This is a genomic window from Sphingomonas sp. JUb134 (genome assembly GCF_004341505.2).
Lineage (GTDB): Bacteria > Pseudomonadota > Alphaproteobacteria > Sphingomonadales > Sphingomonadaceae > Sphingomonas.
On the sequence record NZ_SLYP02000002.1, the window covers coordinates 58,578 to 71,735 of the forward strand.

Here is a 13,158-nt window from a genome sequence, read left to right on the forward strand (position 1 = left end):
CTCATAGCTCCAGTCCGATGTCCTTTTCGGGGTAGGGAAGTTCAGGCCCTTTGGGCTCGACCGGGACGCTGAACCGGGAGAGGTCGAGCGAGGGATCGGTACGGATGTCGATCTTGCCGCCGGTCGAGGGGCGGGCTGTATCTGCGCTCGGCTCGCCTCCGACTTTCTCCGGTCCGCGATCGAGGTCGGGCGGCAGCGAAGGGTTGAACGTCTCGCCCGCGCCGGCTTTCGTGGCTGCGCCGGCAGCGCCGCGATCGGGGTCGATCGACAGCGCGCCGGTGGTCTCGAGCGCCGAGGTCTTGTTGCCCTCGTTGCGCTCGATCGCGGCGGTCAGCTTCTCGCGGTCGTCGGTGAACAGCTGGATGTCGTCGCGGACGCGCGTGACGGTGACGTTGAACAGCCGCTGGTTGGAGAGGTTCGATTCCCTGTGGCTCATCACCGCGATCGCGGTGTCGGTGGTGATGCCCTGCGCCGCGTGCATGTTGAGCGCGTAGGCGAGGCTGATCCGCTCCATCATCGGATCGCCCGCCTTCAGCTCGTGGAGGGTGCCGTCGCTCGCCTCCACCTTGATCCCCGACGGGTCGGCCGAGACGACGCGGGCGATATCGTTGTTGTTGAGGCCGCGGTCCTTGTCGTTCTGGGTCCAGCGGATCTTGTCGCCCTCATGCAGCTTGATCTGCTCGCGCTGGGCGAGCTGCATCGCGTCGGTCTTGTCGACCGGCGATATCTTCTGCGGATCGAAGGTCCGTACCCGGTTGCCGATCTGGACCTGAACGCGCCCCTTCGCGTCGACGCCGAGCACGTCATAGGTGCCGGGGCTGAGGCCGAGCTCGCGCATGGCATGGCGCAGGTCGATCACCTGGCCGGGCTTATAGGTATGCGCGTAGCGGAGTTCCTCGCGCGTGACGTTGACCTTGTCGAGGACCGGGGTGACGACGCCGTCCCCTTTCAACGTGCCCTCCGCGGCGAGGCCGTCCTGGATGCGCACGTTGAGCTCTGCGCGCGCGACGCGGCCCGACGAGAACATCGCGGTGGTCTCGCGCTGTTCGGGGGTTAGGCCCAGCCAGTGTTCGGCCGCGGCCTTCACATGCTCGGGGTTGGCGGTGACCTTGTCGCCGAGCATCGCCATCGCCTCGCGCACCTCGCCGCGGTTGGTCAGCGCGGCGACGGTGCGCAGCTGCTCGGTGCGCTGGCGCAGATTCTCGTCCATCCGCGCCAGCGTGATCCCGCCGGCCTGCGCGAGCGCGAACGCCTTGCCGGCGTCGACCGCGGTGATCTGCTGGCGATCGCCGATCATCAGGAAGCGATCGACGCCGAGCGCATTGGCGATGCCGACCAGGTGCTTCATCTGCTCCGAGCCGACCATCGAGGCTTCGTCGAGGATGAGCGTGGTGCCGGCGAGCGCGTCTCGCGCGCCGTCATAGCCCGCGCCCTTCCCAGCGAGCGCGTGGCGGGCATAGCTGTGGACGAACGAGGACACGGTGCGGCTCTCGATGCCGGCTTCGGCGCCGAGACGATCGGCGGTCGCCTTCATGAGCGCGAGACCGACCACCTTGCCGCCTTCCTGCTCGACATTGCGCGCGACGCTCGCCAGCATGGTCGACTTGCCGGCGCCCGAGACGCCCTGGACCGCGACGATGCGATCGGCGGAAGTGAGCGCCATCGTCGCGGCCGCCATCTGCCCTGCATTGAGTTCCTTGTCGCCCGATGCGGCGTTGATCCGCTCGATAACGGTGTCGGCGGAGACGATCACCCGCCCCTCCCCCTTGCCGCGCTCGATCTCTGCAAGGATGCCGCGCTCCGTCGCGAGCGCCTCGGGCGTCGTGACATGGGTGACGACGCTGTCGATCCGGTCATCCTTGCCCGGAATCAGCTTCTCGTTGCGGATGAGCTCGGAGACGCGCGCGTCGACATGCGCGGCGGTGACACCCTTCAGCCCGAGGTCGAGCGCGGTCCTGGTGATGTCCGGCACCGCGAACGCGGCTTCGCGTTGGGCATGGATGCGGATCGCGGAGGCGACGGCGTGCTGGGCGCGCAGATCCACCGGCGCGATGCGCAGCCGGTCGAGGCCGCTGGCGACGAGCGGATCGGCGGGTCGGAATAACTCGCCCAGGCTTTCGCGGAGATTGGCCAGGACGTCACCGAGGCGCTCCATCGGTCGTGGCTGGGCATCGAGGCCGCTGGCGCCAGCACGCTCGCGCGCGGCATCGACCAGCGCCTTGCCGTCGAACCCGAGCGCGGCCGCCCGGTCGCGCCACTCCTGACGCAGGGCATCGCGATCCTCGACGTTCAGCTTGGCGTCGCGGGTATTGTTGGTCACCTTGCGCAACGCCTCGGCGGAGGTGACACCGAGTTCGCCGGCTTTCGCCAGGATATCGGCGCGCCGCTGGCTGAAGGTGTCGATCACCTGCTTGGGCACGCCGGCGATCTCGAACTGGCCGTGCTTGCCGGTGACGCTGGTCTCGTAGCCGATCTTCGCCAGCTCGGCGCGAAACTGCGCGTGGTAGGCCGCGCCGATGGTCGTGTTGTTCTTCCACAGCTGCTGGTTGTGGAGCGCCTGCCATGCCCCGTTCGCCATCTTGGTCATGTTGGCGATCAGGACATGGATGTGGCCCTGTGGATCGAGCGCGCGACTCGTGTCGTGCTGGAACAGCGCATAGACGAGGTTGCCGGTTCGCACCGCATCCCCTGACCTGGACTGATCGTAGGTGCGGCCTTCGGCGAAGGTCTTCTCGACCCATCCCATCGTCGCCTTTACGGCGTTCATATGCGCGGTGAGGACACGGGTGTCGCCAGCGACATAGGCCATTACGCTGGCGGACTTCGGCATCGAGAAGGTCAGGTCGACACCGAGCCTGCGACCCTCGACCTGCCCGACCTTTTCGCCATCGGGCATCTCGCCGTTGAGGATCTTCTCGAAGTCTTCCTTGGTCACCTCGCCCTTGAGGCCAAGGTCGGCCGCGCCCACCCCGCCCCAGGCGGTCGCCTCGGACGAATGCTCGGCGGTGTAGTAATCGTCCTTGGCGAAATACTGCGCCGCGCCGGAGGCGGACTTGACGGAAGCGATCGACAGCATCGGCTACATCCCCATGTCCATGTCGTCATCGATCTCCGGCGAATGATCCGGGCCGTGATGACGATGGTGGTGATCGGGGTCGCGCTGCGTCGCAAACCCATCGCGCAATTCGCGGGTCGCCTGGTCCTCGTGGCGATCGGCATCACCGCGATCGGACCGGCTTTCCGGGGCATGGCGTGACGCCTCGCCGCGCGTCGGATCCACCCCGCTCTGCGGACCCGCACGGTTCTCGATCAGGGACATGCCCATGCCGCCGAGTTGGGCATCCAGACTGGATGAACCTCCCGTCACAGGCTTGGAAGGTTCGCCCCCGACCCTCGTTGCGGCATCCGACGCGCGGACGGCATCGACGCCGGTCGGGCTGCTGGCGACGCCCTTGCCGGTTATCTGATCGATCACCACCGGCAGCGACCCGGTGACCTCCATCGCCGCAGCCGCCTTTTCAGCCTCGCTACGCGGCTTCTCGGGCTGCGAGGCGGTCAGGTCCGGCTCTTGCCTTTCCTTCGCCTCCACGCCCCCCACAGGCCGTGTGGGGGTATGCTCGCGGCCACCCTCACCCCCCTCATCCGCGCCATTGTTCCGGGTGTTCTGACGACGCCGGTCTTCCGGCGAGACGTATTCGGTAGGCTTGAAGTTCTTGCGGGGCACCGCCCCCGGCGCGACCTCGGCATAGGAGCGGTATTTGAGTTCGATCCGCGCAGCGGGAAATCCATCGGGAAACTTCACGAAGCCGTGGAGCGACGGCAGGTTGTTGATGTCGTCGGGGATGACCAGCGGCTCGATCGCCGTGCGAGGCGTGAGGGTCGAGGCGTCGCGGGTGTTGTTGTAGCCGTAGCTGTAGGCCTCATCCATCTGGCGGACCTCGCGGCTGCCGATGAACTCGGAGCACTTTTCGGCTGTGGTTCGATCGGCGGTGGCGAGGATCAGCTTGGTGCGCGCAAGTCCGGTGAGCGCGGTCGCGTTCTGCAAGCCATAGGTCGCGACCAGCTTGTCGAACGAGTGGATCCCAAGGACGAACGCACCGCCGAAGTTGCGGGCCGACTGGAGGCCATGCTCGATACCAGGAAGCGCGTGAAGCGCATGGACTTCGTCAAACAGATACCAGGTCCGCAGGTCACGGGTCTTGGGCAGGCGCATGAGGTTGTTGACGGCCAGATCGATCCACAGCGTGAACAGACCGCGGGTCATCTCGAGGTCGTTGTACGAGCCGGTGATGAACATGATCGAGCCGTCGCGATTGTCGGTCGCGATCCAGTCGCGGATCGAGAAGGCGGGCGGGCCGCCCGGGACAGGGTCCGGCATGAAGCGTAGCGCCTGTCCGTTGACGTTCAGAACCGAGCGGATCGATTCCGCCATGCGGGCGGCTTTCTCGGTCGTCAGCGGGGCGGCGATGGTGTCATCGAGCTTGGCGTTGATCGACTTCAGATCGGCCTGCATCAGGTGGTGCGCGATCGCGGCGTTGTTCGCCTCACCCATCTCTTGAAGCTTCAGGCACATCTCGATGAAGAGCATCCGCGCGGCGTTCTGCCAGAACGGTTCCTTGTCGTCGGGATGCGAGGGAATGAGGGCCGATGCGGCCGAAACGAAGTCGGCATAGTTGCGGCATTCGTCGAACAGCGTCCACGGCGCGCAACGCTCGTCCATAGGGTTGAGAATGACGTCGGTTTCTGGGTTGTAGAACGTCTCCACGAACACGCCGGTCAGGTCAAAGATGACCGCGCGATGACCGCGCGCGCGAAGCTGCGAGACGTGGCTGCGCAGCTGGGTCGTCTTGCCGGTGCCGGTGGTGCCGATGAGCATGGTATGGCTCTGTTCGAGCCGCCACGGATAGGGGATGCCGGCGATCGTGTATGGAACGTGGATGCCCCGGTCGATCCGATCGAGGATCGGAGCCTTGGCGACGAGTTCGGGGACGTACGGCGGATCGTGTTCGGCGCACTCGGTGCGGAACTTGCGTCGGTTGTGGCCGCTGACAGTTTTGACGAGCACGTCACGCTCGACCAACAGGGCGCCGCGGTTGTGGCGTTCCTGGAGCATGTCGCTGCCGCGCTTGTTTGCCCACATGATGAACCACATGATGATCGGTGCTGCGATGAAGGCCGACATGACGAGTGTCGTCAGGAAGATCTTGACCGTCTTCGCCCAGGCATGAACGACATGGGGTTCGTAGGGGACGTAGCCGATCGGAACCTTGGTCACGATGCCGTTTGGCAAGGTCAGGTTGATGAGGTGGAATTTGTCCCCGCCGACCCACGTCCAGATGGCGGAATAGAGCTTCATCAGGTCGAGCTGGAATTCATGCTCGGCGAGGCCCAGCCAGACGAAGATATTGAACAGGACGATGAACGTCCCCAGCCATATCCAGATGGGCACCTGGAGGCCCGCCCAGGTCATCTTGTACTGACTGGCGAGAAGCTGCGAACCGCGGGTGAAATTGCCCGAGTTGCGGGTGATCCGCCCCCGCGCGGAATGGTGCTTTACGGTCGCCGCCTGACCGTTGAACCGGATGTCGCCGCTACGCATGGAACGTCGCCAGGCGCTCCTTCGCGGCTTCGCGAAGCTGGGGTACGACGTCGCCGTGATCGCGTGTGATAATCACGTCGATCGCCGCCTGCATGTACTCGAGAACGAGGACCGCACGGGTGATGTTGAAAGTATGCTCGGCCTCAGCGAAACGGATACCGAACATAAGCGCAGTGCGCGCGGCCTCAGACCGGGAGCACGACCGTTTCGCGGCTACACGATCAAGTGCCGCAATCTCTTCAGACGAAAGTCTGAAAGCTATCGTCGAGTTAGACATTCACCACCCACTTGAAAGTGGCTGGTGGGGTTTTCGGAGAGTGGAAAATACTACAGCCTGGTCCCGAGGTATAGAGTGAAAACGCATTCACCCTGCAAACAGGGATTTTCGCGCGTTCTCAAGCGCTTAGGGGAGAACCACCAAGGCGTTTGCAGGGGCAAACATGTTTGCCCCTGCAAACACCGGCAATTACAGACACTTAACCTGCGGCGTGCCGCGTACGGTGTGCAAATCCTTAGGGACTGTCGCGGTGGTGGTGGCATCATGGCTGGATGTCCGATCATTGGACTGGGTTCCGGGAGAGTAAGCGCCGCAGGCAGGCGACCACCGGACTGGACCGAAGGGTATTGGGCGGAGCAATCCCGCCCGACGACGGACCTGGCCGAAGGTCAGTGTCCGTCGCCTCATGCTGGTCCGGTAAAGCCGGACCAGCGAGCGATTATGAGTGTCGCTATTGTGCCGGTGGAGCGGTGCTGGCATCGTGGGAAATGGAGGCCGATCCACGATCAGAAAAGGCAGGTCATATGGCACGGAGTATCGAGCAGGAACGGGCACAGCTTGAGGCGGACGAACAGCGGCTCAACGAACGCCGCAAGCAACTGGCCGATCGTGAGCGTTCGGAGCTGCTGAAGGAGGTGGAACGGTCGGGGTTGATGAAGGCCGATCCTGCCCAGTTCAGCGCGATCATTGGAGCGATCAAGAAACTCGGGATCGCCGAGACCGTGAAGCGCCTGACCGCGTAAGCGGGTCAGCGCGAAAGCGGGCTCAAGCCCATCATGCAAATAGAAGGGGAGCTGCCGTTAGGCGCTCCCCTTTTCAATGCTTGGGCCGAGTTGGCGAAGCTTCGGTCCATTCAGGCATAAGAATGGGGAGCATCGAGGCGAAGCCCGATGCTCCCCGACGCGATGGCGACTGGAGGGAGGCTATCCCCAGACCATGCGTATCCCTTCACTGGTGTCGGCCTGAGCAGCGAGGGTGTCGAAGCGTTCGAGGTAACGACCATCGAGGCGACCAAGGTCGCGGCGAACATAGGGCTGGCCGAGTGTTTCGCGTAGTTGCCCGATGGGCATGCTGCCGCAATTATCGTCCGAAAGTCGTAGCGCGTCGAGGACGTGGAAGGCGTTGCCGTTCGCGAGATTGGAATCCGCTGCGCCGTCCGGGGTGCTGGCGACGCGCATCGTGATCGTGCGGGTCGCGTCATCGTGCCAGAAGCGCACGTTGAGGCCACGGAACTGGGCTTCCTCGACCACGGCGATGACACCCACATCGTGATCGAAGATCGCGCAGATCGACGCGAGCGACCAGGGGCAGACGCGAGCTTCGAACGAGCACGACACGAGCGGGTCATCATCCTCGTCTTCGAGCAGCTGGCCACGTTCGCGGGCGAAGGCGCGGAACGCGGCAAGCTGGCGGGCGGTGATGACGGCGGGCGCGGCGTCGGCTTTGCGATCGACGCTGAGGAAGAAGGTGATCGACATGGTCTGTCTCCCATTGGAACCATCATCTCCGGTTCCCCTCCCCTTCCGATCCGTCAGGATCGGCATGGCCGATCACGGGGTCATGGGTCGGTCCGCAGGACCGGGTGCCCGAGCGATGCGTAGCTGGTGCTCGCAATGCGCAGGCATTGCGGCACCGCGAGCGAGCCGGGCTTCGGTCGGACTGCGCCGGTCGATGCGTAGCGAGCGCGACACGCGCAGGCGTGGCCGCGATGCGAGCGAGACGGGCGCGGTCGATAAGCGGGTGCGATCGGCACGAGCGAGGCGTAGCGAACCGGCGATCCGAAGGGATCGCCGTGAAGCGAGCGAGCCGTGCCGGTCAGCTCCTGCGCGATGGCATCGGCACGGTGCGATGCGCAGCGGCAGCGCAGGCGATGCGACGGCATCGCCGCGCCCGCCAGCGAGCCGTGCCGATGCGGCAAGCGACATGCCGGGTGAGACGCGCCGGTCGATGCGTAGCGAGCGCGACATGCGCAGGCGTGGCCGCGATGCGAGCGAGACGGCGTGGCCGATCAATGGGTGCGATCGGCACGGCGCGATGCGCAGCGGCAGTGCAGGCGATGCGACGGCATCGCCGCGCCCGCCAGCGAGCCGTGCTGATGCCGCAAGCGTGACGCCGGTTGAACCGCGCCGGTCGATGCGTAGCGAGCGTGACACGCGCAGGCGTGGCCGCGATGCGAGCGAGACGGCGCGGTCGATAAGCCAACGCGATCGGCACGGCGATGCGTAGCGAACCGGCGATCCGAAGGGATCGCCGTGAAGCAAGCGAGGCGTGCCGATTGGTGTTCAACGACGATCGCCAGTCGTATCGGCCGAGGCGTAGCGCGCTGGTCATCGCATTCAGCGATGACCGCAAAGCGAGCGAGGCGATGCGACGGGTGTCGGTATCGACCCCGGCACCGGCGAGGCGTAGCTGGCAGTGGCAATGCGACGGCATTGCCCTGCCGCGAGCGAGCCGTGCCGAGCGGGCAACGTGGCGTGATCGACCGATAGGTCAGTCCCACGCGGCGCGATGGGGCTCGATGCCCCGGAGCGCCGCCCAGGGCGACGTAAAAAAGGGGAAGGACTCCGGTTGCCCGGAGCCCTTCCGTGGGTGCGTCAGGCGCGGCGGCTGCGCTGGCTCGGCTGCACCGGTGCCTGTCCGTCCTTGCGGAAGACGTGGAGCGGTACGCCGGCGGTACGCAACTTGCGAGCGAAGTCGATCTGGACGCCCGATCCTTCGCAGACGATCGCTTCGACGGGACGCAGCGAGGCGATGCGGTCGTTGCGGAGGAACCCGCCCCGGTTGCCGTGGCGCTTGTCGAGGAACATGCGCACCAGCTTGACCTCGCGCGAGGCCGCCCACGACGCTGCGATGGCGTCGGCACCCTTGTTCATGGCGGTGGTCATCAGGACCATCGACGGGATGCGACGCTTGATCTGGTCGAGGCGTTCGAAGAGCTGCTCGTGGTCGTGCCATTCCATGCCGCCCGAGAAGGCGACAATCGGGCCGCTCGGGTTGTGCTCGTCCCGACGCTTTGCCGCGCGTGCCGCCAGATAGTCGGCACCGTCGATCATCGAGGCGGTCAGCTTGGACGACACCCTGCTGCCGCGGACGGTCGAGAAGGGCCGTCCGGTCTCGACGCGATACACGTTCCCGGCGTGGTCCCGCATGCAGCGCATCGCCTCGGCGCAATTCTCGAGGGTCTGGCAGAGCAGCTGGGTCTCTTCGAGCTCCACCGCGTAGATCTCCGAGGGGTCGTAGCTGCGCACCAGGTCGCCAAGTTTCTTGGCGGCGTCATCCTCACGGCCCTCGATGCGCTTGGCCACCATGTGGAAGCTGTTGACGAAGCCCCATGCGAGGTCGGCGGCGAACTCCTCCATGCGAGTGTCGCGGAACACGTCGAACATCGTCGCCAGCATCTGCTCGACGGCGTGTGCGGCCTGCTCCGGGTCGGGCATGTCCAGCTTCTCGGCTTCGCTGACGATGGAAAGCTTCGCCATCTCGCTCGCCTCGATGAACGCCCCCTGATAGGTCTCGGTGGTGTGCTCGTCGGCGCGGCGCTCGTTGATCGCGCGGCCCATGTCGTTGAAGTTGCTGTACTTGGTCATGATAGCCTCCATGAGTTGAAAATCTCACCTTCTCTCGGTGAGGAATCTCATCCGGCATGCGGCGGTCAGGGCGGTCAGGGACGTTAACCGGGAAGCCGCGGCCCGCAGGGTCGCGGACCCCGGTTAACGCTCGCGCGCGGGGGAGCCGATTTTCTCGTGCCCTGGAGGCGGAGCGAAGCGGAGACGGAAGGGTGCGTGAAAATTGGGGGGACCGCGCGTCCTTGACGGCCCGCCAACCCCGCATGCCAGACTTCCTCATCACAGAGAGAGAAAATATTATGTTGTGGTGGGCACGCCGGGTCGGACCGAGCACGGGCGGCGGTGATGCGCCGGCACGGCGCAGCGCCGCAAAGGCAGCGCCAGTGAGCCCGGGAGGGCGAGCCAGCTGCCGCCGCCCGCGCGCAGGACGCCCGGCGCCGGCATAGGGATCGTCACCCGCAGGGCGGAGACCCCGCCAGGGGGCTCCGTGAGGCCCGCCAGGGCCGAATAGAGCCCGGTCCCGCCCACAAGGCGGGACGCCCCGCCCTGCCCCTCTACGGCCGTCCCACAGCCAGCACAGCAGGATCAGCAGGATCAGTCCCATTCATACTCGCCACCGTCATCCCCGGCATCGTAATCCGGCATCTCCTGGATTCCCGGGTCGTCTGGATCGCGGTTGGCATCGGTGTCCTCGCCGTGCGGGTCGGTCTGGATATCCGGTTCGGTTGCGAACCGGATATCTTCACCGATCCGGTCAGCAATGTCCGGCTCGACCGCGCTGTCATCGTCTAGCCAGCAGGAACGCGGACACTGGAGCAGCTGGTGACCACGATGGACGAAGGGCTGGCCGTTCATCAGGATGGGTCGCTCGGCGAGACGCCGGCAGGGTTCATTGCGACGGTTGCGGAAGCCGCACGGCACCGCCAGCGGGGCGAGCGCGACGGCATTGCCGTCGTGGTCGCCGCCGGCGGGTGCCGGCTCGTCGACCCGAGCGACCGGGTCCGGTGCCGTAGGTATCGGCTCGGGCGCGAACGGGTCGCCGTCGAACATGTCGCGCTGGACGGTCATGGTGCCGGACCTTTCAGGTGAGCGCGCGCTGGCGCAAGGCCGCGGTGCGAAGCAACGTGGCCGAAGCGTCCGAGCTGGCGATGAAGAAGCATGCGCGAAGGGCGACGCCCGCAGGCGCCGCCCGGTTCGCTGGCCGGTCAGTAGAACTCGGCGCGATCGGCGATGATCTCGCAGCCGTAGCGGTCGTTGCCGTCGCTGTCCTGCCAGCGGGTGTAGTGCAGGCGTCCCTCGATGGCGATGAGGTCGCCCTTCTTGCGGTTGCCGGCGATCGCCTTGGCGAGGCCGTTGAAGCAGGTGACCTTGTGGTATTCGGTCTCCTTGACGGTGAAGCCGTCGTCGCCTTTGTAGGTGTGGCCGTCCTTGTTGAGCTTCGGGCGATCGGTCGCCACGAAGATGGTCGCGACGCTGGTGGCGCGATTGACTTCGCGCAGTTCGGGGGTGCGGGTCAGGCGGCCGACGAGGTTCACGTTGTTCATGGCATTGCCTCCTTGGGTTGGTCGGCGGTCCGTCCGCCGGTGTCACCTGAAGGGCGTCGCGGTTCGGGGCGTCGCACCGGAGGGCGAGCTGGGCCGGCGCGCAGGCGGCGGGCCTGGTCGACCGGAGGGGAACCCCTTTTGCAGGGGTGGTGCGGGCAGCCGCGCGAAGCGCGGCAACACGGCCCTGCCAAAGGGGTTGCGAGGCCCCGGGGCGCGGCGCAGGTGACACGAAACGGCGGATGGGCCGTCGATCAGCCCAAGGTTCCCGCAGGCATTGCCATGGACAAACCTCGTGAACCGCTCATGTCGGTCGCCTGACCCGTACCCCCGAACGACCCGGCGCGAAGGCAGGCGTGCCGCCAGCGTCGCTCGCTGACCGACGTGGTGCCGCTCCGAAGCTCGACAAGGACGGCCGCGCCCGGGCGACGACGCACCGGCAAGGAGACCGGATGCCGCAAGGTCGCCCGACGGCCGACCCTCGCCAGGGCGATCGCCGGCAACCGCATCGGACCTGGGCGTCCTCATCGCCATAGGGGGCAAACGCCTGCCGATACCCGCTGGCAGAACAGCGACGGCTTTACGCGCCGCCCGGCTGCGGGATCATCGCCGATCGTGATGATCTTTCCACTCGGCCAGCGAACCGGGCTGTGTCTGCGGGCGCCGCCCTTCGGGTTGGCGAGGATCGATCGCCTACTCGGTTCGCCGGGTGGGGGTGATCCGATGCTCGACGATCAGCGCCGCGACACGTTGTACGATGCGGCTCGGCACCTCGGCGATGATGGTGCTACCGTCGTTACCGGCGCGAACGTCGGGTCCGACCCATGCGAAATCGTTCACGTCGTCCCACACGATGCGTGATCGGTCATCGAGGCCGAAGGCCTCAATGAATCGCGGCGGCAGAGGGATGGATGCAGCCGGTGAATAATCGCGCGTCGTCAGTGGCACCATCAGGACACGGAGCCTTCCGGCTGAGCGATAGCTGCCAACCACCATGCAGGGGCGGAGTTTCGAGCCGTCCTCGTCGCCCCGGTTATGTTCATGCCGCCAGAGGTAGAAATACCAGATCAGGTCACCGGCTTGCGGTTCAATCGACGTACTGATCGTTCTGGACGGACCCGGCGCTGGGCGTCGCGGTCCTGATGGCGTGGATGGCTTCATCGCTCAACTCCTGCGGCGAGAGCGCGAGGTGATCGAGGCGGGACAAGCGTTCGAACTCGGAGGCGGGTAGCATGACCACGCGGGCAGCGCCGTTGCGCTCGATTGCGATCGGATGCGTCATCGCCTCGTCGTAATAGAAGCCGAACCGCTTCGACACGTCGGTCGATCTGGCCTTTTCGATTGTAGGGGTCATGGTTTCCCTCATCTTTCGTTACGCGGCCGGGGATCGATTAAGCCCTGCGTCCCTCCAGGATGGGACCCTCATCTGGTCCTGCCAATGTTGTAACGGCCATCTTTCTGTTACATGGGAATCCGTATCTTCCGTAAAACGGAAGACAATCCGTACACCACGGACCGCGCGGCTGCAACAGGCACTAACGGCAACAGGGACCGCTTCGGCGATGAAGCGATCCCCGTCGAGGTGGCGATACGGGCGACGCGTCAGCGCCGCCCGATGCCGGTCAGACCCTCTCGTCGACCGGCGCGGTGCTGGCACCCAGCCCGTCTCCGGTGTCATCGCCTGCGCCCGAGGTCGCCACGTCACGGCCATCGGCGGTGAAAGGCAGCGCGGGTTCGCCATCGTCCGCCTTGACCCCGAGCGCGGCACCGACGTCGCGGCGCTTCTGGGCGCGCTGCCACACGACGTTGTACGAGCCGTCGTCCTGGCGGAAGGCCGAGACCTGGAGCGGCGCGGCGAGCGACGGATCGTCGATGCGGCCGTTGAGGAACGCCTCGCCGGTGTTGTTGGAGGTGAGTTCAAAGAACGCGCCGACCTGCACCCACGTCCGGCCCGGGGTGAGCGCATGGATCTCGTAGCGCGGGGCGCGCGGATTGGACGACTGGACCGGCTTCAGCGCGATCGTCATCGCGACCGCGAGGGTGGAAATGCGGCCCATGAAGATGCCCGCGTCGTTCTGCTTGATCTGACCGATGTTCATGACGTGTCTCCTGATGTCGTGCTGGACCCCATGTCCTCGACACCGATCTTCAATCCTCCTCCCCTCCCCGGCCCTT

The 13,158-nt window shown here is 65.8% G+C and carries 12 protein-coding genes; 1 reads left to right on the top strand and 11 read right to left on the bottom strand.

What is annotated here, in order from left to right; all coding sequences use genetic code 11:
* Position 1 precedes the first annotated feature (1 nt).
* From mobF to EDF69_RS16530, 3 genes are read right to left on the bottom strand one after another with little or no spacing between them, the layout of a single operon-like run.
* Positions 2-3,076, bottom strand: a complete 3,075-nt coding sequence (gene mobF, locus EDF69_RS16520; RefSeq protein WP_132884035.1) for a MobF family relaxase — start codon at positions 3,074-3,076, stop codon at positions 2-4.
* A 3-nt stretch (positions 3,077-3,079) separates the two neighbouring features.
* The gene (locus EDF69_RS16525) at positions 3,080-5,599 is read right to left on the bottom strand and encodes a type IV secretion system DNA-binding domain-containing protein (protein ID WP_033967470.1); all 2,520 of its coding nucleotides are present in this window, start codon (positions 5,597-5,599) and stop codon (positions 3,080-3,082) included.
* Positions 5,592-5,765: a hypothetical protein gene (locus tag EDF69_RS16530; protein ID WP_154651477.1), complete on the bottom strand. Its 174-nt coding sequence runs from the start codon at positions 5,763-5,765 to the stop codon at positions 5,592-5,594. The genes EDF69_RS16525 and EDF69_RS16530 overlap by 8 nt, the downstream gene beginning before the upstream one ends.
* Before the next feature lie 635 nt (positions 5,766-6,400).
* On the opposite strand from EDF69_RS16530, the gene EDF69_RS16535 reads away from it, so the two are divergent.
* A complete protein-coding gene (locus tag EDF69_RS16535) occupies positions 6,401-6,619 on the top strand; it encodes a hypothetical protein (RefSeq protein WP_010409132.1) in 219 nt (72 codons plus the stop codon).
* Positions 6,620-6,799: 180 nt separating this feature from the next.
* Here EDF69_RS16535 and EDF69_RS16540 read toward each other — a convergent pair whose 3' ends face one another.
* The 8 genes from EDF69_RS16540 to EDF69_RS16575 form a co-directional block, all read right to left on the bottom strand.
* Positions 6,800-7,354 carry a hypothetical protein gene (locus EDF69_RS16540; protein WP_132884034.1) on the bottom strand — a complete coding sequence of 185 codons (555 nt, stop codon included), beginning with the start codon at positions 7,352-7,354 and terminating at the stop codon, positions 6,800-6,802.
* A gap of 80 nt (positions 7,355-7,434) precedes the next feature.
* Positions 7,435-7,758, bottom strand: a complete 324-nt coding sequence (locus EDF69_RS16545) for a hypothetical protein (protein WP_165890052.1) — start codon at positions 7,756-7,758, stop codon at positions 7,435-7,437.
* Between the two features lie 712 nt (positions 7,759-8,470).
* Entirely contained in the window at positions 8,471-9,463 is a 993-nt protein-coding gene (locus EDF69_RS16550; protein ID WP_037494485.1) for an SLOG family protein, read from the bottom strand.
* A gap of 573 nt (positions 9,464-10,036) precedes the next feature.
* Positions 10,037-10,510: a hypothetical protein gene (locus EDF69_RS16555; protein ID WP_132884033.1), complete on the bottom strand. Its 474-nt coding sequence runs from the start codon at positions 10,508-10,510 to the stop codon at positions 10,037-10,039.
* Positions 10,511-10,647: 137 nt separating this feature from the next.
* Entirely contained in the window at positions 10,648-10,986 is a 339-nt protein-coding gene (locus EDF69_RS16560; RefSeq protein WP_010409121.1) for a single-stranded DNA-binding protein, read from the bottom strand.
* 690 nt (positions 10,987-11,676) lie between these two features.
* Positions 11,677-11,934, bottom strand: a complete 258-nt coding sequence (locus EDF69_RS16565; protein WP_062126514.1) for a hypothetical protein — start codon at positions 11,932-11,934, stop codon at positions 11,677-11,679.
* Between the two features lie 136 nt (positions 11,935-12,070).
* Positions 12,071-12,337, bottom strand: coding sequence for a type II toxin-antitoxin system Phd/YefM family antitoxin (locus EDF69_RS16570; protein WP_010409116.1), 267 nt, complete (start codon positions 12,335-12,337; stop codon positions 12,071-12,073).
* 268 nt (positions 12,338-12,605) lie between these two features.
* Positions 12,606-13,082 carry a DUF736 domain-containing protein gene (locus tag EDF69_RS16575; RefSeq protein WP_024310589.1) on the bottom strand — a complete coding sequence of 159 codons (477 nt, stop codon included), beginning with the start codon at positions 13,080-13,082 and terminating at the stop codon, positions 12,606-12,608.
* Positions 13,083-13,158: the final 76 nt, after the last annotated feature.